Here is a 20955-nt window from a genome sequence, read left to right on the forward strand (position 1 = left end):
TTCCACCTCGTCAGCACGGGAGGAGGTGAGAATGATGACTGACGTGATCACCCGGGTCGATGAGTCCATCTACATCGACGCGATGCCTCACGCCGTCTACACCTACTGCCTGGACCCCAGGCGACTATTCGCGGGCGACCCGAAGGCCGTGGTTGAGTCCGACGTCAAGAACGACGGAGTCGGCACGACCTTCAGCCTCAAGATGGCGTCGGGCCCGATCGAGGAGGACGACGTGCTCGAGTACGTCGACGTGGTCCCTGACAAGCGCATCGAGATCGCGATGCAGCCGACCATGCATGTGCTCCGTCGCCACGGCGCCGGACACGTGACCGCGCCCTACAGCCTGGTCCACGTGTTCGAGCGCGAGGGCGGCGGCACCCAGATGACCCTCAAGGTGCAGGTGCATCACCCGCCGCTGTACGAGCGGATGATGGACCGCCTCGAGGGGAAAGGGCCGGAGCGGATGGTTCAGGCCCGCCTCGAGCGCGTCAAGCATGCGGTCGAGGGCATGACCGCGGCGGCTTAGCGGCTAGTCCTCGCCCGCGCGGCCCATGAGGCCGCATCGACGGGCCTCTCCCTGGCGGAGGGGCCCGCCTTCGCGCCTCCTTGGGGGGCGCCCTCCATCGGTGAGACTCCCGCGACGGTGGCGCGCCCTCCGGGGGTGACGAATATCTCACCCGGCCCGACCCGGTTCGACGCTCGTTCGCAACTTCGAGATAGGTACCCTGTGGGGCATGCTCGACACCGTGACCATGAGGGTTCTCCTCGCTGTGGTCGCGTTGCTCGTTCTCCTCGTCTTCCTTGCCGGAACCTACCGCCGCACGCGGTCCCGCTACGCCGCCTGGTGGTCTGTATCTCTCCTGCTGTCGGGTCTTGCGTCGGTCGCCTACCTGTTCAACGGGACCGCGCTGCAAGTGGTGTTCAATCCCGTGGGCAATGTGCTGAGCGTGGTCGGGGCCGGATGCGTCTGGTTCGCCGCACGCGCCGTGCGAGGACGGGCGCCGCTCTGGTGGGTGCTCGCCGCCATCGTCGCCGTGGTGGCGCTCGCCGCGTACCTCGACGATCCTCTGCACGACGCGTGGACCGGCGGTGAGGCACTCCTCGCGGGGATGCTCGCAGGCTTCGTCCTCGCCGCGCGCGAGGTCGCGGGCCTATGGCGCGAGCGCCGCAGGCATCTGTCGCCCGCGCGCTGGGACGTGGTCGGCAGCTCTCTGCTCGCGCTGCTCGTCGCCGGCACCAGCATGGCGGCGCTGTATGTCGGCCGACTCGTCGCTTTCGTGGTGTGGGGGCCGGAGGACGCCCGCTTCGACACGTGGTTCGGCGCGGGCGTGACGACGCTCGCGATGATCCTCATGCTCGTCGTGACGACGTTCGGGGTGACGTCCATCAGCCACTACGAGTCGGCGCGCGACGTGCGGCGCCGCGCCGCCTACGACTCGCTCACCGGCCTGCTCACGCGCGCGGAGTTCCTCGATCGTGCCGAGGGCTGGCGCGCGCGCCGCGGCCACGGCGCGATCGCCGTGGTCGCCGATCTGGACCGCTTCAAGCAGATCAACGACGCGCTCGGCCACGAGGCGGGGGACAGGGCCCTGCGGGCGTTCGGGGCCGCTGCGCGCGAGTCCCTCGTCGGTCAGGGCATCTGCGGGAGGCTCGGGGGTGAGGAGTTCGCGATGCTCCTCGAGACCACGGATCTCGACCGTGCGCACGAGGTGCTGCGGCGTGTCTCCGAGCGCTACGCGCTCGGATCGCCCGTGCGTCTCGGGGCTCCGACCGCGAGCTATGGCGTCACGATCGCCCACGGACACGAGCCGGTGGCGGGGGTGCTCGCCCGCGCGGATGCCGCGCTCTACCTCGCGAAGAGCCGGGGCCGCGACCGGGTCGAGGTCGACTCGGGCGGAGGCGTCTAGCGTGCCCATTCTCGACCTCGACACCCTGCGAGCCACGCAGGCGGCCGTGGGCCTGTGCGTGTTCCTGCTCGTCTACCTCGGCACGTACCGGCCCACCCGCGCGCCGTATGCCGGGTGGTGGAGCGCGGCGCTGCTCGCTGCCGGAGTCGGGGCGCTCGTGACCCTGCTCGCGCCGTCGGTCGGACGCCCCGCGGACGCGCTCGGCAACGCTGCAAGCGTGCTTGGCGCGGCGTTCGCCTGGTCCGCCGCGGCCTCGATCGACGGGCGCCGGACAGCACGGCTGGCGGTGGCGGTCGGTCCGGTGGCCATATTCGCATGGACGATGCTCGGCATTCCTGGCGTCGGGACGCGGCCGGGGGCCCTCGCGGTTGTGCTGGGCATAGGCGCGTACGCGGGCCTGGCCTCGGGTGAGCTGTGGCGCCTGCTCGCTTCCAGGCGATGGCGCAGGCGTCCCCGCGACGGCGCGGCCCTGGCGGCGGTGGTATCGATGCTGGCGGCGGCCGCGGGGTCTGCGCTGTACTGCGCCGTGGGAGCGGGTCTCATCGTCGGGGCGGAGCTGCGGCCGGAGCTCCGGATCCCGTGGGCGGGGCCGACGGCGGCAGCGCTGGCGTCTCTCGCGGTTCTCGTGGTGATCACCGGTTCCATCACCGAGCTGAGCCATGTGGAGATGTCGCGGCGCTGGTACGAGCGGGCGACCAGGGATGACCTCACCGGGCTCCTGCTGCGCGAGCCGTTCCGCGAGCGGGCCGAGGCTGCGATCGTGAGTGACATCGGGCGGGGCCATCGGTCGGTCCTGGTCCTTGCCGACCTCGATCACTTCAAGGCGCTCAACGACACCTACGGTCATGCGGAGGGCGACCGTGCACTCAGGGCGTTCGGCCGAGCCTGCCGGGGACTGACCCGCGACGGGGATCTCTCATGCCGGCTCGGCGGGGAGGAGTTCGGGCTCCTGCTTCGGGCGGTCAGCGCTGAAGAGGCCTCCGCCGTCTGCGAGAGGCTCACGGCGAGCTTCTCCGAGCTGTGCTCGGACGGTCCCGCGCCCGCGCCGACCGTGAGCTACGGCCTTGCCGTGGCAGGACCGGGTGCCACGCTGGACGCGTCGCTCGTCAGGGCGGATGGCGCGCTTTACCGCGCTAAGTCGCAAGGCCGGGACCGCGTCGAGGTCGACGACGGCGTCGTCTGACCGCGTCACCGCGTGAGCGCATGGTCCCGCCACGGGATGGCCCGGGGGCGCTACGGTGTCCGCATGGGCTTCCTCAGCAAGGTGTTCGGCGGTCGCAAGCGCGTCGCCCCGTACGACCTGTGGGCCGACGACGCCGAGCAGCTGGACGCGTTCGAGGCGCGAGGCGCGGACATCTCCGCGCCTCGCGAGTCGGAGTTCTTCGTCTCCTTCACGTCCGGCGTGAAGGTGGAGGCCGTCATGGACGAGCTGCGGACCAGGCGCATCATGTGCGAGCTCGTCGAGCCGAGCCACGACATTCCCGAATGGATGGTGTTCGTGCGGGGCTGGAAGCAGCCGCTCGTGCCCGACTTCCTGCGCGAGACGATCGACCTGTGCGAGGACATCGCGCACCGCTACGGCGGCGAGTTCGAGGGCTGGGCGGGCCTGCTCACGGCCGAGGAGAAGCAGGCCTAGTGCGCGTGCGGCTGCGCCGCTGGACCGATGCGGACCTGCCGGTCCTCCAGGGGGCGAACGCTCCCGAGATGACGGTTCACCTGGCCGGGCCTGAGACGCCCGCCCGGGTGCGACGGCGTCACGAGCAGTACATCCGCGGCTGGGACACGACGCAACCCCGGATGTTCACCATCCGTGCCACGGCGGACGATGCTCCGGTGGGGTCGGTCGGGTGGTGGGAATCGGAGTGGGACGGCGCCCCGTGCCTCGAGGCCGGCTGGGCGGTTCTTCCCGCGTTCCAAGGTCGGGGCGCAGCGACCAGCGCGCTGCGTCTGCTCCTCGAGTCGGCGTACGCCGAGGGGCGGCGAGGGGTCCTCATGGCGTGCCCGCACACCGCCAACGCCGCCTCGAACGCGGTGTGCCGGAAGGCCGGTCTCACTCATCGCGGCGCGTTCGACGACGACTACCGCGGCGTCCCCATGACGCTGAACGCATGGGCCATCGATCTCGGAGAGCTCCATCGTGGAGCCGGCGCGCCGTGAAGGCGGCCCGCTACTGCCGAAGCGAGAGGGGAGCACAGCGTCCATGAGCATCGAGATGGTGGCGATCGGACGGGTGACGTCCACAAGGACCGCGCCCGGGGGCGACGACTGGGACAGCGAATCGTCCTCGATCGCCTTAGACCCGCAGCAGGTGGGGCCCGAGGCACTCGCCGGTCTCGAGGAGTTCAGCCACGTCGAGGTGCTCTTCCACCTCGACAGGGTGCCGGTCGAGAGGATCGAGCGGGAGGCTCGGCGCCCGCGGGGCAACCCCGAGTGGCCCAGGGTGGGCATCCTCGCCCAGCGCGGCAAGAACCGCCCCAACAGGATCGGCGCGACGATCGCGCGCGTCGTCGCGGTCGAGGGATTGACGCTCACCGTGGCGGGGCTCGACGCGATCGACGGCACGCCCGTGCTCGACGTGAAGCCCTACATGGCCGAGTTCGGGCCCAGGGGAGAGGTGCGTCAGCCTGCGTGGGCGACCGCGCTGATGCGCTCCTATTGGGAGGCCTGACGCGCCGATGATCCGCAGCGCCCTCGCCGTGCTGGCCTGCGCGATGGTGTGCGCGGTGGCGTTGACCGGATGCGACCAAGGGGCGTCGAGTCCTGCCGCATCCGGCACTCCCACCGCGAGCCGAGCGAGCGGCTCGGCGGCGTCGTCGGCCAGCGGGTCCGCGGTGCCGTCTGCGAGCGAGTCCGCGGTGCTCGCTCTCCCCACGACCGGCGTCGCGGACTATCAGCTGGGAGCCTCCTACGACACGGTGCTCGTGGATGGCGTCGAGACGGCCTTGGACGTGGTGGTGCGGGACGTCGGTTCCGTGCCCCTCGAGGGCGCCTACAGCGTCTGCTACGTCAACGGCTTCCAGACCCAGCCGGACGACGCGGCCGTCTGGCTCGCGCATCCCGAGCTGCTGCTCGCGGACGACGACGGCGACCCCGTCCCCGATCCCGACTGGCCGGACGAGTACGTGCTCGATCCGACGACGGCCGCGCAGCGAGAAGGGATCCTGGAGCGGATCGGACCCCTGATCGATCAGTGCGCGGCCAAGGGCTTCGACGCGATCGAGATCGACAACCTCGACACCTGGACCAGGTTCAGCGCGATCGACGAGGCGTCGGCCGTCGCGCTGGCGACGTCCTACGTCGAGCGCGCCCACGCGGCGGGACTCGCGGCGGCCCAGAAGAACACCGCGGAGCTGGGATCCGTCGGGCGCGACGAGGTGGGCTTCGACTTCGCGATCGCCGAGGAATGCGCTGTCTGGGACGAGTGCGGGATCTATCTGGACATCTACGACGGAAGGGTGCTCGCGATCGAGTACACGGACGCCTGGGACGAGGCCGACGCCGGTTTCGCCGCGGCCTGCGAGGCGGATCCGCGGCCGGGACTGTTGATCCTGCGAGATCGCGACCTGGTCGGTCAGCAGTCGCGCGAGTACGTCTACGACCGCTGCTGACGCGCGGGCCGCAGCAGTGTGGTCCGCCTGACGACTCGCGCGCGTCCAGCGCCGACGCGCGCTCCTCGCTCGACGGGTCACGTCGCAGATGCCCGGGCGCCAGGCGGTGCGTAGGCTCGGAGGCATGGGTGGTCGCGAGCGCGTCTCACCGCGCAGATACGTCAGACTCAGGGCCGAGGCGTGGGGATTCGCGCTCGGCTCGCTGTGCTTCGTCGCGGGTGCGCTGCCGTGGTTCGCGCAGGGAATCGGCGCAGTCGGGACTGCGTGGACCTTCTTCGTCGGCTCGGTGCTGTTCACCGCGGCAGGCGCGATCCAGCTCCTGCTGAGCGGTCGACGCGTGCCTCGGGCAGGTACGAGCGCCGGCGACGTGTGGGACTGGTGGGCCGCGGCGGTGCAGTCCGTCGGCACCGTGCTGTTCAACGTGAGCACCTTCGCGGCGTTGCGGGCGGCGATCGCCACTCCGGAGGCCGCCGGGGTCGGATGGCGTTCGGACGCGTGGGGCTCGGTCGCTTTCCTCGTCTCCGGGGCGTTCGCACTTGCAGCCGCCCGGCGGAGGCACGAGCTGTGGCACCTGCAGGCGCGCACCCCTCAGGCGGCCTGGCTCAACATGATCGGATCGGTCGCGTTCGGAGCCTCAGCCATCGGTGCGTATGTGGTCCCGGACACCGGCACGTTCGTGAGCCTGTTCTGGGCGAATCTCGGCACGCTGCTCGGCGCCCTGTGCTTCCTGGGCGCCGCGGTTCTGGTGCGACCGGGCGTGACCGCTGAGGTGGCGGCGACCTGACACCGGGCCGCCCATGGGCTCAGTGATGGAAAGCGGATCCTTCTCTCTCGACGGGGATCGGCCCGTCGAGTCCCTCGAGGTAGTCGACGCATTGGCGCAGGTCCTCGAGGAAGTCGCGGGCGAGGGCACGACGTCCGCGGCGAAGCACGATGCGTTGCACGGTGATGTGCTCGAGACCTTCGGGCAGCGGGTACGCCGGCACCTGCCAGCCCCGACCCCGGAGCCTGTCGGAGAGGTGGTAGAGGTTCCAGTTCCTCGTGGTGTCCTCCTTGAGGCGCCACGCGAACACCGGGATGTCGCTCCCATCGCTCACGAGCTCGAAAGGCCCCATCCGCGAGATCTCACGGGAGACGTACAGCGCGACGTCGCGGGTATGACTGTGCACCTCCCGATAGCCGTCCCGGCCAAGGCGCAGGAAGAGGTAGTACTGCAGCAGGACCTGCGCGCCGGGACGCGAGAAGTTCAGCGCGAGGGTGGGCATGTCCCCGCCGAGGTAGCTCACGCGGAAGATCATGTCCTCCGGAAGGTGCTCCTCGGTTCGCCAGACGACCCAGCCGAGCCCCGGGTACACGAGCCCGTACTTGTGGCCTGAGGTGTTGATCGAGACCACGCGGGTGACCTGGAAGTCCCAGACCAGGTCGGGCTGCACGAAGGGCGCGACCATCGCGCCGGACGCGCCGTCGACGTGTATCGGCACATCGAGTCCGGTGTCCGCCTCGATGCGGTCGAGCGCTTCCGCGATGCGCTGCACCGGCTCGTACACGCCCGTGTAGGTCACTCCCATGATCGCGACCACACCGATCGTGCGCTCGTCGACATAGTCCTCGAGCCCGTCGCCGTCGAGCGCGGGATGTGTCTCGGACACGGGCACCAGGCGAGCCTCGATGTCCCAGTAGTTGCAGAATTTCTCCCAGCAGACCTGGACGGCCGCGCTCATGACGAGGTTGGGCCGATCAGCGGGCTGATCGGCTGCGCGTCGGCGAAGCCGCCAGCGGCGCAGCAGGGCGAGTCCCGCGAGCATCGCCGCCTCCGACGAGCCCACAGTCGACGTGCCGATGGAGGACGCAGGTTCCGGCGCGTGCCAGAGGTCTGCGAGGATGCGCCAGCACCGGGTCTCGATCTCCGCCATCTTCGGATACTCGTCCTTGTCGATCATGTTCTTGTCGAAGGTCTCGGCGTAGAGGCGGTTCGCCTGCGCGTCCATCCACGTGCCGACGAACGTCGCGAGGTTCAGCCTCGCGTTGCCGTCGAGCATCGCCTCGTCGTGGACGATCTGATAGGCCATCTCCGGCGGCATGCTTCCCTCGGGGATGGAGAACCAGGGCGCCGCGAAGTCGTCGTAGTCGTTCGTGAAGCCCATCGGACTTGCCTCGGACGGCGCATTGCTGGTTTCGTTGCCTTGAGTGGACATGTGCGTGACATCCCTCCCGGTAGCCGGGGGACGCGCCGCGTCTCGGCGCTCACCTCGAACGTACTCCCGGCCCAACCGTCCCGCTGGGCGGCGAGGGAGATGGCACTGGGGGGCGTAATCGGGGTGTCGTCCCGCGCGTGTCCGCGTGCCGCGGGAAGTCTCAGCCGCCCAGGAACTCGCGCAGCTCGACCCTGCGGTGACACGCGCGCGAGGCCTCGACGGCGAGGGACTCGGCCGTCGCATCGTCCGGGACGGACACGATCCACAGCCCCGACTGGTACTCGGGCTCGAGCGTGAGCGGCCCTGTCGTGATCTGCGGCGACGCGCCGCGCGCGTCGATGACGCGCGACTGTGACGGCGCCGCGAGTCCCGCGGCGAGCACCCACCAGCCCTCGTCCTGGAGGCGCCCGTTGAAGCGATCGATCGCCGCCATCTCCTCGGGGGTGGCCGACGCGGTCGCCGTGTCGATGACCGAGATCAGATAGCGCATGGCGTGCCTCCTCAGAGCGAGCCGCTGCGTCGGGGCTCTCCCTCCAGTCTGCGCCTACGTGCCCGCGAGCGCAGGAAGGACGTAGCCGACCAGCAGGGGAGCCAGATCGTCGGGGAGTGGATCGCGGGGATCGAGCCAGCGCAGCTCCTCGATCTCCGCGGCGGGCTCGTCGTGCGGCACGAGCGGATGCGTGAAGACGGTGGACTCGATCATGTGGTCGGGCTCATTGGCGGCCGGAGCTCGGAAGTGCCCGAGCAGCCGCAGGTCCTCGGTCCGGAGGGTTGCATGGATCTCCTCCGACGCCTCGCGCAGGGCGGCAGTCTCGAGCGCCTCCCCGGGCTCGGGCTTGCCGCCGACGAGCATGAAGCGAGAGGTGCCGCGCTTGCGCACGGTCAGGAGGCGCCCCGACTCGTCCCGGAGCACGACGCCGACCACGCGGATCACGGGCGCTTCCGTGGTCATCGGCGCGCGTCCTCGGACGGCTCGGACTCGTCCGCAGGATCGCCGTCGTCGTCCTCCCGCCGGCCGCCGAGCGAGAACGAGGCGGCGAGGCCGACCACGAGGAATCCGGCGGCGGTGAAGGCCGCGTACCTGGTGCCGTCGGAGAACGCCTCTGCGGCTGCCTCGCCGTAGGAGGATGTCGACTCATCGGCCTCGAGCGAGGCGATCGCAGCGCCCGCCGAGTCGACGACCGCGGTGACGACCCCGTCCGCGGCCTCCGTGGGAACCCCCGCATCGTCCAGGGACTGCGAGAGCACGGCCCCCGTCGAGGTGAACAGGACCGTGCCGAGGATCGCGACGCCGAGCGCCGATCCGACCTGACGCGACGTCGACTGCGTGCCCGAGGCCTGGCCCGACTGCTCGACGGGCACGTCGGCCAGGATGACGCCGGTCAGCTGCGCGGTGGCGAGGCCGACACCGAGGCCGTAGACGAACAGCGCGGGGACCAGCCAGCCCCAGGCCGCGTCGGGCGCGACGATGAGGGCGGTCCACGTGACGCCGATGATCTCCGCGGCAAGGCCCATCCGCACGATCACGACGGGACGGATGCGCCCGGCGAACGCGCCCGCGAACCCGCTCGCGACGAACGACCCGCCCGCGAGCGCGAGCAGCACGAGCCCGGTGTCGAATGCCGAGAAGCCGAGCACGAACTGCAGCCACAGAGGCAGCGACAGGATCAGCCCGAACTCGCCGAGGGCCACGACGAGCGCGACGACGTTGCCGTTGCGGAACGAGGGGATGCGGAGCAGCGCGAGATCCAGCAGCGCGGACTCGCCCGCGCGCATCCGGCGGGCCGACCACGTGACGAAGGCGACCCCCGCGATGGCCGCCACGGCGAAGGCCACGGGGATGGGGGAGATCGCGAAGGGCCAGGTGAGACCACCGACCGTGAACTCCTCGGTGGCGGTCCACCAGCCGTAGGTGCGGCCCTCGATGAGCGCGAACACGAGCGAGCCGAAGAGCAGCACCGACAGCGCGGCGCCCGTGAGGTCGAGGCGACGGGTGGAGTGCTCGCGCGACTCCTGGACGCTCCAGAGCACGCCGACGACGATGAGGATGCCGAGAGGGATGTTGATCCCGAAGGCCCAGCGCCACGAGAAGTCGGTCGTGAGCCAGCCCCCGAGCAGCGGGCCCACGGCGGCCATGCCTCCGATCGTGGATCCCCACACGGCGAACGCGATGGCCCGCTCGCGTCCCCGGAAGGTCGCGTTGAGAAGGGACAGGGTGGTGGGCAGGATCATCGCGCCGCCGACGCCCTGCACGAAGCGGGCGCCGATCAGCAGTCCGCCGGTGGGTGCGATCGCGGCGACGACGGAGGACAGCGCGAAGACCACGACGCCCGTGAGGAGCATGCGGCGTCGCCCCACGCGGTCGGCGGCCGCGCCGAACAGCAGCAGCAGCGACGCGAACACGAGCGTGTAGGCCTCCTGCACCCACTGCACCTCCGTGGAGGAGATGCCGAGGTCCTCGACGATCGAGGGCACCGCCACGTTGACGATCGTGGAGTCGACGATGATCAGCGCGACGGCGACGCTGATGAAGACCAGGCCGGCCCAGCGCCGGCGTTCCATGTCAGGCACGTGCCCGCTCCTTCAGGGAAGATGACGGCGCGGGTCGCGAGTTCTCGCTCGCGCGCGCCTCGAGGGACAACGCCCATCCTGGCGCACTTCATCCCGCGGTGACTCCTTGCGACCCGAGTGGTGGTTCAGCGCACCTCAGGGATCATGTCGATTGAGCCGGCGGGGCACTCAGCGGCGCAGATGCCGCAGCCCTTGCAGTAGTCGTAGTCGATCGCGAAGCCCTGGCCAGGGCCAAGCTTCTTGATCGCGTCGTCGGGGCACATGCCGAAGCAGTTGTCGCACTCGAAGCACGACCCGCACGACATGCAGCGCCGCGCCTCGAAGACCGCGTGCTCGGCATCCAGCCCCGACAGCACCTCCTCGAAGCCCGTCACCCTGCGCGCCGCCTCGAGCTCGGACCGGTGCTGCTTCGGCGCGTCCGAGTAGTACCAGGTGTTGAGGCGGTCGTACGTGGCCTCGCGCTGCGGCGGCTCGGGCCGGAGCGGGCGGCTCTCGAGGTAGGCGGTGACGGCCTTCGCCGCACGGGCGCCCCGGCCGATCGCGAAGGTCGCGGTGCGGGAGCCGGGGGAGACGTCACCTGCGGCGAAGACGCCCTCCCTGCCGGTCATGAGGGTGCCCGAGTCCACCTGGACCACGCCGTCGGCCACGGTGATGTCGTCGACGCCGTCGAGCAGCGTGAGGTCGGCGTCCTGTCCCACCGCGAGCATGACAGTGTCGGCGTCGAGCTCCTCGAACTCGCCGGTGCCATGCGGACGGCCCTCGTCGTCGAGCTCCATCTTCTCGATCGTGATCGTCGGGCCCTCGACCTGCGAGATGGTGGACAGCCATTGCACGCGCACGCCCTCGCCGATCGCGTCGTCCAGCTCGGTGGGGTGGGCGGGCATCTGCTGCTTGGTGCGGCGGTACACGACCACGGCGTCCTGCGCGCCGAGCCTGCGAGCGGTGCGCGCCGCGTCCATCGCGGTGTTGCCGCCGCCATAGACCGCGACGCGACGGCCCAGGAGGGGAGGCTTGCCGGCAGCGACGTCGCGCAGCACGTCGATCGCGTCGACGATCTTCGAGGCCGCGCCCGCGGGGATGTCGACGTGATGCGCGACGCCCGCGCCCATGGTGAGCACGACCGCGTCGAACTCGGCCTGGACCGCGTCGAGGTCCGTGACCGGTGTGTCGCACTCGATCGCGACGCCGGTGTCCTGGATGCGCCGGATCTCCTTGGCCAGCACGTCGCGCGGCAGCCGGTACGCGGGGATGCCGTAGCGCATCATGCCGCCGGGTTCGGCGGCCGCCTCCCGCACGATCACCTCGTGGCCCTGCTGCCTCAGGTGATAGGCGGCTGAGAGGCCCGCGGGGCCCGAGCCGACCACGAGCACGCGCCTGCCGGTGGCCTTCGCGGGCGCGGGAAGCGCCCAGCCCTTGGCGAGCGCGGTGTCGCCGAGGAAGCGCTCGACCGCGTTGATGCCGACCTCCTCGTCGAGGTCGCCTCGATTGCACGCCGCCTGGCACGGGTGGTAGCAGATGCGTCCCATGACGGCGGGCAGGGGATTGGCCGCGACGATGCGTCGCCACGCGGCCTCGAAGCCCGCGTCGCCCTCCTGGGTCGAGCCGAGCCACCCGCGGATGTCCTCGCCCGAAGGACAGTTCAGGGAGCAGGGCGGCTGGAGCTCGACGTAGACGGGACGCTCGGTGCGCCACGTGCCCGTGTGATACGCGAGCGACGTCGCGGGGCCAGTCGCCAGGCCGTGGGTCGGAGGGGCATCGTGTCCGGTCATGAGCGCTCTCCCATGAGGTCGTAGCGGCGGATGTTCGCGTCGGCCAGCGCACGCCAGCGCTCGAGGGCGTCCTCGCCGCCGGGCTTGAACAGATGCGCGAAGCGGGCCTGCGGCCTGAGGTAGGCCTCGACATCCATGCGCTGACGGATGCGCTGGACGTCCGTGATCTCACCCGCGCGCGCCTCGAGGACGGGGAAGATGCCCGACTGGACTGCGGCACGCGAGAGGTTGATCGACTCGGAGGATGAGGATCCCCATCCGAGCGGGCAGGGCACGAGCACGTGCAGGTAGCGCGCGCCGTGGATCGACATCGCGGTCCGCACCTTGGTCTCGAGGTCCCTGAGGTCGGCCACCGTGGCGGTCGCGACATAGGGGATCTCGTGCGCCATCGCGATCTTGGGCATCGACTTGCCCTGCCCGACGGGCGCGCCAGGCTGGCGTCCGACTGCAGGCGTGGTCGCGGTGCGGGCCGAGGCGGGGGTCGCCGAGGAGCGCTGCACGCCCGTGTTCATGTAGCCCTGGTTGTCGTAGCAGACGTAGAGCACGTCGTCGTTGCGCTCGAACATGCCGGACACCGCGGCGAGCCCGATGTCGACCGTTCCGCCGTCGCCGCCCTGGGCGAGCACCCGGACGTCGTCCCTGCCCTGGGAGTGAAGCGATGCGGCGATGCCGGTGGCGACCGCGGCGGCGTTCGCGAACAGGGAGTGGATCCACGGCGGCTTCCACGCGCTCTCGGGGTACAGGGTCGAGAACACCTCGAGGCAGCCGGTCGCGTTGGCGACGATGAGCTTCTCGTCCGCGGCCTCCACCGCGGTGTCCATGACCCAGCGCGCCGCGAGGGCCTCGGCGCACCCCTGGCACGCGCGGTGACCCTTGGTGAGGGACGACGGACGGTCGGCTTGCGACTGAAGCGACCTGTCGTCCTCGCCCAGCAGACGCCCGCCGACCGCGAGCGTGCCGGTCTGCAGGAACGGGATGTGCACCGTGGTCATCGCGCCACCTCCGTCGCGCCGACGGGAGGCAGGGGCACGCCGCCCTCCTTCAGGTCGAGGAACTCGAGACGCCCTACCTCGCCCGCGCGGGCCCGTCGCACGACGTCCTGGAGCGAGGCCTCGAGGATCGGCCTGCCGCCGAGGCCCGCGATCACGGAGCGGATGCGGGAGCGCGTGCCGGCGAGGGCGCGGCCGACGTTGCCGGTGAGGACGCCGCCCGCTCCGAGCTCGAGCGCGCGGTCTATCACGATGACGTCGCGGCACTCGCCCAGCGCCGCCCGCAGCGCCTGCTCGGGGAACGGCCGGAACGACTGGATCCCCACGAGGCGGACCCGCTCGCCCTCGGCGCGCATGGGGGCGAGCGCGGCCTGCAGCGTGCCGACGACCGAGCCCATCGCGACGAGCGCGATGTCCTCCGCGGCGGCGGGCGGCGCGGCATGGTCGCGCTCGAGTGTGTCCGGGTCGTAGCGGGAGACCAGGCATCCCGCCTCGCGCCCGAACGCGTCGCGGAAGCGGTGCGACCAGCTCTCGATCACCTCGGTCGCGTCGAGGAAGCGCAGATGCTGGAGGTACTTGGTCTCCGTGAACGACTCCGGTCCCGCCATGGTGCCGATGGTCGTCGGATGATCGACATCGAGCACCTGCTGAGGCCGGAAGGCGGGGAGGAACGCGTCGATCTCCTCGGCCGAGGCGAGCTCCACGACGTCCGACGCGTGGGTGAGCACGAAGCCGTCCATGCAGACCATCGCGGGCATCCCGAGCTCCTCCGCGACGGCGAACGCGATGACGTGCAGGTCGGCTGCCTCCTGGTTGTCGGTCGCGTAGAGCTGGAGCCACCCCGAGTCCCGCAGGGCGAGTGCGTCGGACTGGTCGTTCCAGATGTTGATGGGCGCGCCGATCGCACGGTTGGCGACCGTCATGACGATCGGCAGCCCCATGCCCGCGGCGTTGAAGACCGCCTCGGTCATGTACAGCAGGCCCTGGGAGGCCGTGGCCGTGTACGTGCGCGATCCGGCGGCGGACGACCCGATCGACACCGACATCGCCGAGAACTCCGACTCGACGTTGACGTACTCGCAGTCGGAGAGCTCGCCCGTGCGGGCCATCACCGACAGGGCCTCGACGATGTGGGTCTGGGGCGAGATGGGGTACGCGCAGACGACGCCGGGTCGGCATCGCGCCACCGTGCGGGCGACCGCCTGGGAGCCTTCGAGCACCTCGCGCATGTTAGGCCTCCCTCGTCCCAGCGGCGGCGAGGCCGCCGCCTCCACCGTCGCCCGCGACCTCGGCGCGCACGTACGCGTACGCCTCCTCGGCCGCATGCGCGTTCGCGTCGCCGACCTTGCCGGGGAAGCGGTCGCGGAAGACCTGCGCGATCGCGTCGAGCGTGATGTCGCCGGTGGCGGCGGCGTACGCAGCGAGCATCGCCGCCGCGGGCTTCGGCTTGCCGAGGTGGGACATGGTGATCGACATCGCGGGGATGGTGATCACGGTGGCGTGCGAGCCCTCAACGCCCGCGTCGCGTCTCACGGTGGGCGCATCGGCCGTGGTGTTGACGATGACGAGCCCGTGAGCGCCCAGGCCGGCGAAGGGCTCGACCGCCGCGAGCAGCGTCGGGTCCTGCACCAGCACCACATCGGGGTGGAGCACGGGCTCGCGCGTGCGCAAGGGGGAGTCCGCGAACCTGCAGTACGCGACGACGGGGGCGCCCGTGCGCTCGGAGCCGAACGAGGGGATCGCCTGCGCCTCGTGGCCCGCGAGGAACCCGGCCCGCGCGAGCATCTCCGCGGCGGTGACGACTCCCTGACCACCGCGTCCGTGAATCCTGACCTGCCTCATGCGTCCGTCCCACGGGGCGCCCGGCGACGGCGCGGGCGCGCGGCCCGCGGGGGAACGTCGTCGGTGACGCCCACCTCTCCACGCTATGCCCAGGGGGGTAGCCACCCCGGGACAAAGGTCCCGCAAGGTCCTACGGTGTTCCCATGTTCGCTCTCATGTCGATTCACCACCCGAGGCCCGAGCACCGCGAGGCGCTCATCGACTCGATGCACCGCTACCAGGACGCCATCAAGGGGCGCGAGGGCCTGGTGTCGATCCACACGCTCCAGGACGCGCACTCGGAGAGGCTCGTCGGGCTTGCGATCTTCGACTCGGAGGAGGCGTTCGGGGCGCTCGCGCCGATCGCCCGCGCGGCGGTGGCGGATGACCCGTTCGACGAGTGGGAGAGCGTTCCGATCGACGGGTTCGGACTCACCGAGATCTGACGGCCGCACGCCGCGGCCCGGCGGGCCCTCGCCGATGCGGGGCGTGGGCGGCGGTCGGTGCATCGCGAGCGCTCCGCCTGAACACGAAGCTGCGCTGGAGGCCGAACGACGCGAACCACAGCGCGCCGTCCGTGATCACCTTCGCGACGAGGAGCGGCAGGCCCGCCCAGGTGAGCAGCCAGAGGGACGCATAGCCCGCCCCGAGCACCGCGAGCGCGAGTGCGAGGTAGCGAGCGAGCTGCGGCAGCGGAGGGCCGTCGGCCCGGAAGACGGCCCTGCGGTTGAGGGCGAAGTTCAGCAGGGCGCTCGAGGCACGGGCCGTCACCAGCGCCGCTCCCAGGCCGAGGCCCAGGGCCGAGGCCGCGAGCAGGACCGCGGTGTCGAGCGCGAAGGCGGCGAGCGAGGAGGCGGCGAAGGCCGCAAGCGGCCACAGCACGAGCGCCGAGTCGCGGACGGGCCGGAAGTGTGACGACCGGTTGTCGTCCAGGTACACGGTCGCGATCGGGACCTCGACGAGGGGGATCCCCGCGCGGGCCGCCTCGAGCAGCAGGCGCAGCTCGTAGGAGAAGCGCTCGCCCCTCACGCCGAGCGCCCACGGGATCAGCTCGGCGGGATACGCCCGCAGCCCGGTCTGCGTGTCGGCGAGCGCGGCGCCGGAGGCGGCGGCCACGAGCGCGCTGGTGGCCCGGTTGCCCAAGCGCGAGCGCCACGGCACCTCGCCGTCGAAGGCGCGCGCGCCCATCACGACCGCGGGCGGCTCGTGCTCCCGACGACGGCGCGTGAGCTCCGCCGCGACCCTCATGATGTCCGCGGGACGATGCTGCCCGTCGGCGTCGGCGCAGACGACGTCGACCTTGGCAGAGTGGTCGCGAATCCACGCGAGCCCCGTGCGCAGGGCCGCGGCCTTCCCGCGGTTGACGCGGTGGCGCAGCACCGTCGCGCCGAAGCCCTCCGCGACGGTGAAGACCTCGCCGTAGGACGGTCCGGAGCCGTCGTCCACGAGCAGGACGGGCGCGGTCGGCGCGAGGTCGCGGACCAGATCGATGAGGCGCTCGTCGGGCTCGTACGCCGGGATCAGGACCCACATGTCAGCCGAACCAGAGGATGTCGGAGGTGCCGCGCTCCTCGCCGGAGCCGCCAGGGTAGTTCACGACGTCGCCGTTGTAGACCATCGTCGATGAGCCTCCGCCGTCGAGGTTGTACGCCTCGGTGGCGCCGAGGTCCTGCATGATCTCCGCGAGCTCCTCGAGCGTGACCCCGGCGCTGTCGTCGGTGCGGCCGTCGACCACGACGAACACGTAGTGGTTGGCCGAGATCATCCCGATCGCAGTCCTGGGCTGGTCCCCCTGGATCGAGTGGTTGCCGAAGTTCGTGTCGACCTCGTACGTGTCGAGGTCCGACGCGATCTCCCCGTCGTCGACGAGCGCCGGGCCGAAGGACAGCGTCAGCCAGGCGCCATCGTCCAGGAGCTCCTGCGCGCTCGTGGCCGTCTCGTCGTAGACCTCCATGGTGCCGTCCTCGTAGATCACCGCTCCCGTGCGCGTCCCCTCATCGCGGTAGGCGACGCCGTTGCGGATCTCGATTCCCGTGTCGCGGAAGCCGTAGTAGTCGCCGTTGATGGCGAACAGGGCGCCGACGTCCTCCGCGATCTCGGAGGGATCGTCGATGATGTTGGTCCCGTACTCGTCGTTCGCGAACGCCGATTGGAGCTGCGTGATGTCGCTGAAGGTGACGTCCGCGACGTAGTAGGTCGCGGCATAGTCCCCGTCGCCGTACGTGTACGTCGAGATCGTGACCTCGGGGGAGTCCGCGTCGCTCGAGTCGGAGGCGGTGGCGGTCTCGCTGTCGGAAGTCGTGTCGGCCGCGTCGGCGTCCGCGGCACCGTCGTCCGTGCCGAGCACCTCGGCCTCGTACTCGGAGGCGCTGGCGATCTCGACGTGGTCGATGACATAGCGATCGAGCGCCCAGACGGTGCCCCCGCCGGCGGCGAGCGCGACGGCTGCCGAGGAGGCGATGAGGGAGCGGCGGACGCGATGGGGTCGACGAGGGCTGTGGTGCATACCGTCAGACGCTAGGGATCGTGTCTCAATGAAGCCTGAGCGCGGATGAAGAAGGCGCGCAGAGTTGTGGCCACTAGGGTCGGACCATGGGGTCCGAGGAGATCGATGACGCGCTGCTGCACAAGATCACCGTCGCCGAGCGGCAGTACCTCTCGCTGTTCCTATCGTCGAGCTTCCGCGAGAGGTTCGTCGGGCGCGCTGATGCCGGCGTCGGCATCACCGAGGCGCGTGTGATGTGGGAGCTCGACGCACGCGGCCCCATGAGGGCGGGCGATCTTGCTGAGCAGGTTGAGGTCACCGCGGCCGCCATGACCAAGGCCCTCGCGCGTCTTCGCGACAGGGGGCTGGTCGAGCAGAGGGCCGACACCGGCGACGGTCGGGCGAGGGTCGCGGCTCTGACCGCGGCGGGTCGGGAGCGCGCGGATCTGCTGACTGCGGAGGGCGATCGCATGACGCGGAGGATCCTCGAGGGCTGGAGCGTGCACGAGCGGTCGCAGTTCGCGACGCTGCTCGGTCGCTTCGCCGTGGGCCTGCAGGAGTACGCGCAGGACGAGGGCGGCGCGCAGGGCTCCTAGGTCGCCGGGACCTCCGTCCCGTACAGATACTTAACCCGGTTAAGTAAAGTACTGCGTGAGCCGGCATCCCCGACGGCGGACGCCGATGTCCCCGCGTGCGCGGCTCGGCGGGCGCGTCGCCGCGGCCGCATCGACCCTTGGAGGTTCACATGAGGTTTCAGGACGCAGTGGTGATCGTGACGGGCGGTGGCTCCGGCCTCGGTCGCGCCGCCGTGCTCAGGTACGCGAAGGAGGGTGCGAAGGTTGTCGTCGCCGACATCGGCGAGGAGCGCGCGCAGGCCGTCGCGGACGAGGTCGTCGCGGCGGGCGGCACGGCGATGGCCGTCGCGGTCGACATCGCGGACGAGCCCTCGGTCGCCGCGATGGTGGACCGCACGGTCGAGGAGTACGGCAAGCTCGACGTGATGTACGCGAACGCGGGCATCCCCGAGCCGGGCTTCGGCTTCGTTCCGCTCGAGGACATGGACCTCGAGGCGTGGAACCGCAACATCGCGGTCAACCTCACGGGCGCGTTCCTGTCGACCAAGCACGCGGTGCGGGTCATGAAGCCCGCGGGGAAGGGCTCGGTCGTGATCTGCAGCTCGGCCGCGGGCCTCACGGCCTACCCGGGCTGGACCGGCTACACGGCTGCCAAGCACGGAGTGAACGGCTTCGTGAAGGCGGCGGCGCTGTCCGCCGGTCGCCTTGGAATCCGCGTCAACGCGGTGTGCCCCGCGCATGGCATGTCCACGGGATTCATCACCGGCGAGAGCTCGAAGGACTCTCATGAGCAGGCCGCGGGTGGCTGGGACAAGAACGCCACCGAGATCCCGCTCAAGCTTGACCGCGCGCCGAACCTCGACGACACGGTGGGGCTCGTGCTCTTCCTGTCCTCCGACGACGCCGCCTACATGACGGGCGTCAGCATCGCCGCGACCGACGGCGGCACCCTCGGGAAGGTCGCGCTGACCGTGCCGTCCCACATCGACCAGGCCCAGGCCTGACGCGCGCCGCGGCGGCCGTGCTCTCCTCTCGGCCGCCGCGGAGTGGGGCGCCGCCGGCGCGGTACCCGGACCGCAGTCCGCGTGGACGGACGGTGCTGTCGCCGGGTATAGCGTGGAGAGCGGGCGCGCTCGTCGCCCGTCGACGATGCCGGGCTCCGTCGGGTGCGTGATCCCCGACGACGAAAGGCTCCCAGGTGTCCCAGACACGCGTTCTCCTGCTTCACGGTATGGCCCCCCGGACTCCCGCGCACTGGCTCTGGCCCCTCGCGGAGCAGCTTCGCGAGCGCGAGGTCCCGGTGCAGTACCCCCTCCTGCCGCAGTGCACGGCGCCGCGCCTCGACGCGTGGCGCGATGTGGTGCTGCAGGAGCTCGAGATGCTCGGGGACGGCGAGCGAGTGGTCGTCGCCCACTCACTCGGCACGGTGCTGTGGGGGCTCGTCGGAGCGGAGGTCCCGGAGCGGCTCAAGGCGACGCGGGTGCTCCTGGTCGCACCGCCCACTCCGCACGAGCTCGTCGACGCGGTCGCGACATTCCACTGCGACGATGCGGTGATGGGGGCGGGCGCTGCCGCCGGGGCCGGCTCGGTCACCGTGGTGGGGCGCGAGTCCGATCCCCATCGCAGCCAGAGCCTCGCCGACCTCACGCGCGGATGGGACGCCACGGTGCATGAGCTCCCGGGTGGCGGTCACCTGAACCCTGCAGATGGACACGGCCCGTGGCCCTGGGCGCTCGAGTGGGTGCTGGGTGCCTCGACGGAGCCGGTGCTCGGCGACGGGGCCTTCTCGCTCCACGCCTGAGCGACGGCTCCAGGACCCAGGCCCCACAGCCCGGGCGCCGCCCCCGGCAGGTCGCGCGACATATCCCCCCAGGGGTATGTTCGAGTGGTGAGGACGCGAGAGGCGCGACCCCGGAGAGGATACGGACCATGGTGACCTTCATGAGCTCGACAGCGGGGCGATGGACCCGAGCGATCGTGGGCGTGGCCCTCATCGGCACCGGCGCGATCCTCGGAGGTGCGGGTTGGGCGCTCGCCGCCGTCGGCGTGGTGTTCGTCGCGGTCGGCGCGGGCGACGTGTGCCTTCTCGCACCGCTCTTCGGCAAGCCGCTCAAGGGCCGCGAGGTGCGCGCGGCCGCCTAGGCGCCGGGCGGCGCGGCGCTGCCAGCAAGACCGCAGCCGCCTCTGAGCATTCTCCCAGGTCCGGCCTCTAGCGTGCTGGGCATGGATCCCGCTTCCGACGCCCGTGCGCCTCGATCCCGAGCGCTGCTGCGGGCCGCCGTCGCGGCGGTGGCCGTCATCGGCGTCGTCGCAGTCTCGGCCTTCACCGCGCGCTGGGCGGCCACCTCCGCCTCCGCGGACGCCGTCCCGTCCGCCTCGGCGAGCGCCACGGTGGAGGAGGCGTCCGACGAGGCTTCCACCGAGGAGCTGTACGAGTCCGTCGCGCCCTCCGTGGTGGTGCTCGAGACCGAGTCGGCGACCGGCGCGGGAGTCATCGTGAACGAGGACGGCTCGATCCTCACGGCGCTGCATCTCGTCGAGGACGCGACGTCCATCACGCTGACCTACTACGACGGCACCTCGGCCTCCGCGACGGTCTCCGACTACGACGAGGAGACCGACACCGCGACCCTCACGCCGGACACACTTCCCTCGGTGCTGATCCCCGCGACGATCGGCGGCTCCGCCGCGATCGGTGACGACGTGCTCGCGATCGGCACCCCCCTCGGGCTCGAATGGTCGGTCTCCTCAGGCGTCGTCTCGGGGCTAGACCGCTCGCTCGATACGACCGACCTCTCCGTGACCGGGCTCATCCAGTTCGACGCGGCGGTGAACCCTGGCAGCGCGGGCGGCCCGCTTGTGAACTCCGACGGTCAGGTCGTCGGCATCGTCATCGCGCTGCTCAGCGCGGACGGTGACGAGGGCTTCTCCGGCATCGGGCTCGCCGTCCCCGTCGGCGCCGCGCTGGCCGGCGACGGGGGAGAGGGTGACGGAGGCCCCCAGCAATGACTGACGACCCGCGCACGACCCACCCC

The 20955-nt window shown here is 71.1% G+C and carries 24 protein-coding genes; 14 read left to right on the plus strand and 10 right to left on the minus strand.

What is annotated here, in order from left to right; translation table 11 throughout:
- Window positions 1–31 precede the first annotated feature (31 nt).
- The 8 genes from B7K23_RS10045 to B7K23_RS10080 all read left to right on the plus strand — a co-directional run bounded on the left by B7K23_RS10045 (window position 32) and on the right by B7K23_RS10080 (window position 6299).
- On the plus strand, window positions 32–526 hold the full coding sequence (locus B7K23_RS10045; RefSeq protein WP_084126455.1) for an SRPBCC domain-containing protein: 495 nt from the start codon (window positions 32–34) through the stop codon (window positions 524–526).
- A gap of 208 nt (window positions 527–734) precedes the next feature.
- Window positions 735–1907, plus strand: a complete 1173-nt coding sequence (locus B7K23_RS10050; protein WP_084126456.1) for a diguanylate cyclase — start codon at window positions 735–737, stop codon at window positions 1905–1907.
- Window position 1908: 1 nt separating this feature from the next.
- The gene (locus tag B7K23_RS10055) at window positions 1909–3090 is read left to right on the plus strand and encodes a GGDEF domain-containing protein (RefSeq protein WP_084126457.1); all 1182 of its coding nucleotides are present in this window, start codon (window positions 1909–1911) and stop codon (window positions 3088–3090) included.
- A 63-nt stretch (window positions 3091–3153) separates the two neighbouring features.
- Entirely contained in the window at window positions 3154–3543 is a 390-nt protein-coding gene (locus B7K23_RS10060; protein ID WP_159451381.1) for a ribonuclease E inhibitor RraB, read from the plus strand.
- Window positions 3544–3548: 5 nt separating this feature from the next.
- Window positions 3549–4064 carry a GNAT family N-acetyltransferase gene (locus tag B7K23_RS10065; RefSeq protein ID WP_084126942.1) on the plus strand — a complete coding sequence of 172 codons (516 nt, stop codon included), beginning with the start codon at window positions 3549–3551 and terminating at the stop codon, window positions 4062–4064.
- 43 nt (window positions 4065–4107) lie between these two features.
- The gene (locus tag B7K23_RS10070; protein WP_084126459.1) at window positions 4108–4575 is read left to right on the plus strand and encodes an SAM-dependent methyltransferase; all 468 of its coding nucleotides are present in this window, start codon (window positions 4108–4110) and stop codon (window positions 4573–4575) included.
- A gap of 7 nt (window positions 4576–4582) precedes the next feature.
- The gene (locus tag B7K23_RS10075; RefSeq protein WP_084126460.1) at window positions 4583–5515 is read left to right on the plus strand and encodes an endo alpha-1,4 polygalactosaminidase; all 933 of its coding nucleotides are present in this window, start codon (window positions 4583–4585) and stop codon (window positions 5513–5515) included.
- Between the two features lie 124 nt (window positions 5516–5639).
- Window positions 5640–6299 (plus strand): hypothetical protein, encoded by a 660-nt coding sequence (locus tag B7K23_RS10080; protein ID WP_084126461.1) that lies wholly within the window; start codon window positions 5640–5642, stop codon window positions 6297–6299.
- Between the two features lie 19 nt (window positions 6300–6318).
- On the opposite strand, the gene B7K23_RS10085 is transcribed toward B7K23_RS10080, so the two are convergent.
- From B7K23_RS10085 to B7K23_RS10120, 8 genes are all read right to left on the minus strand, one after another.
- Window positions 6319–7710, minus strand: a complete 1392-nt coding sequence (locus B7K23_RS10085; RefSeq protein WP_084126462.1) for a glutamate decarboxylase — start codon at window positions 7708–7710, stop codon at window positions 6319–6321.
- A 160-nt stretch (window positions 7711–7870) separates the two neighbouring features.
- A complete protein-coding gene (locus tag B7K23_RS10090) occupies window positions 7871–8200 on the minus strand; it encodes a YciI family protein (RefSeq protein ID WP_084126463.1) in 330 nt (109 codons plus the stop codon).
- 54 nt (window positions 8201–8254) lie between these two features.
- Window positions 8255–8662, minus strand: a complete 408-nt coding sequence (locus B7K23_RS10095) for an NUDIX domain-containing protein (protein ID WP_084126464.1) — start codon at window positions 8660–8662, stop codon at window positions 8255–8257.
- Window positions 8659–10272 carry a DHA2 family efflux MFS transporter permease subunit gene (locus B7K23_RS10100; protein WP_143338281.1) on the minus strand — a complete coding sequence of 538 codons (1614 nt, stop codon included), beginning with the start codon at window positions 10270–10272 and terminating at the stop codon, window positions 8659–8661. The genes B7K23_RS10095 and B7K23_RS10100 overlap by 4 nt, the downstream gene beginning before the upstream one ends.
- Window positions 10273–10406: 134 nt before the next feature.
- Window positions 10407–12050, minus strand: a complete 1644-nt coding sequence (locus B7K23_RS10105) for an NAD(P)-binding protein (protein WP_084126465.1) — start codon at window positions 12048–12050, stop codon at window positions 10407–10409.
- The gene (locus tag B7K23_RS10110) at window positions 12047–13042 is read right to left on the minus strand and encodes a thiamine pyrophosphate-dependent enzyme (protein ID WP_084126466.1); all 996 of its coding nucleotides are present in this window, start codon (window positions 13040–13042) and stop codon (window positions 12047–12049) included. Before B7K23_RS10110 ends, B7K23_RS10105 begins: the two co-directional genes overlap by 4 nt.
- A complete protein-coding gene (locus B7K23_RS10115; RefSeq protein ID WP_084126467.1) occupies window positions 13039–14268 on the minus strand; it encodes a transketolase C-terminal domain-containing protein in 1230 nt (409 codons plus the stop codon). The genes B7K23_RS10110 and B7K23_RS10115 overlap by 4 nt, the downstream gene beginning before the upstream one ends.
- A gap of 1 nt (window position 14269) precedes the next feature.
- The gene (locus tag B7K23_RS10120; protein ID WP_084126468.1) at window positions 14270–14881 is read right to left on the minus strand and encodes a 2-oxoacid:acceptor oxidoreductase family protein; all 612 of its coding nucleotides are present in this window, start codon (window positions 14879–14881) and stop codon (window positions 14270–14272) included.
- A 143-nt stretch (window positions 14882–15024) separates the two neighbouring features.
- Here B7K23_RS10120 and B7K23_RS10125 point away from each other — a divergent pair, with 143 nt between their 5' ends.
- Window positions 15025–15306, plus strand: a complete 282-nt coding sequence (locus B7K23_RS10125) for a hypothetical protein (protein ID WP_084126469.1) — start codon at window positions 15025–15027, stop codon at window positions 15304–15306.
- Here the strand turns inward: B7K23_RS10125 and B7K23_RS10130 are convergent.
- Both B7K23_RS10130 and B7K23_RS10135 read right to left on the minus strand, forming a co-directional pair.
- Window positions 15293–16393 carry a glycosyltransferase family 2 protein gene (locus B7K23_RS10130; RefSeq protein ID WP_084126470.1) on the minus strand — a complete coding sequence of 367 codons (1101 nt, stop codon included), beginning with the start codon at window positions 16391–16393 and terminating at the stop codon, window positions 15293–15295. The genes B7K23_RS10125 and B7K23_RS10130 overlap by 14 nt on opposite strands.
- 1 nt (window position 16394) lies before the next feature.
- Entirely contained in the window at window positions 16395–17366 is a 972-nt protein-coding gene (locus tag B7K23_RS10135; RefSeq protein WP_084126471.1) for a phosphodiester glycosidase family protein, read from the minus strand.
- Between the two features lie 86 nt (window positions 17367–17452).
- Here B7K23_RS10135 and B7K23_RS10140 point away from each other — a divergent pair, with 86 nt between their 5' ends.
- The 5 genes from B7K23_RS10140 to B7K23_RS10160 all read left to right on the plus strand — a co-directional run bounded on the left by B7K23_RS10140 (window position 17453) and on the right by B7K23_RS10160 (window position 20929).
- A complete protein-coding gene (locus tag B7K23_RS10140) occupies window positions 17453–17941 on the plus strand; it encodes a MarR family winged helix-turn-helix transcriptional regulator (protein WP_084126472.1) in 489 nt (162 codons plus the stop codon).
- A gap of 149 nt (window positions 17942–18090) precedes the next feature.
- Window positions 18091–18924 (plus strand): SDR family NAD(P)-dependent oxidoreductase, encoded by an 834-nt coding sequence (locus B7K23_RS10145; RefSeq protein ID WP_084126473.1) that lies wholly within the window; start codon window positions 18091–18093, stop codon window positions 18922–18924.
- 194 nt (window positions 18925–19118) lie between these two features.
- Entirely contained in the window at window positions 19119–19721 is a 603-nt protein-coding gene (locus B7K23_RS10150) for an alpha/beta hydrolase (protein WP_255376305.1), read from the plus strand.
- Window positions 19722–19849: 128 nt separating this feature from the next.
- Window positions 19850–20062, plus strand: coding sequence for a YgaP-like transmembrane domain (locus tag B7K23_RS10155; RefSeq protein ID WP_084126475.1), 213 nt, complete (start codon window positions 19850–19852; stop codon window positions 20060–20062).
- 81 nt (window positions 20063–20143) lie between these two features.
- Window positions 20144–20929 (plus strand): S1C family serine protease, encoded by a 786-nt coding sequence (locus tag B7K23_RS10160; protein WP_084126476.1) that lies wholly within the window; start codon window positions 20144–20146, stop codon window positions 20927–20929.
- Window positions 20930–20955 lie beyond the last annotated feature (26 nt).

Origin of the sequence: Demequina sp. NBRC 110054 (genome assembly GCF_002090115.1) — a bacterium.
Taxonomy (GTDB): Bacteria; Actinomycetota; Actinomycetes; order Actinomycetales; family Demequinaceae; genus Demequina.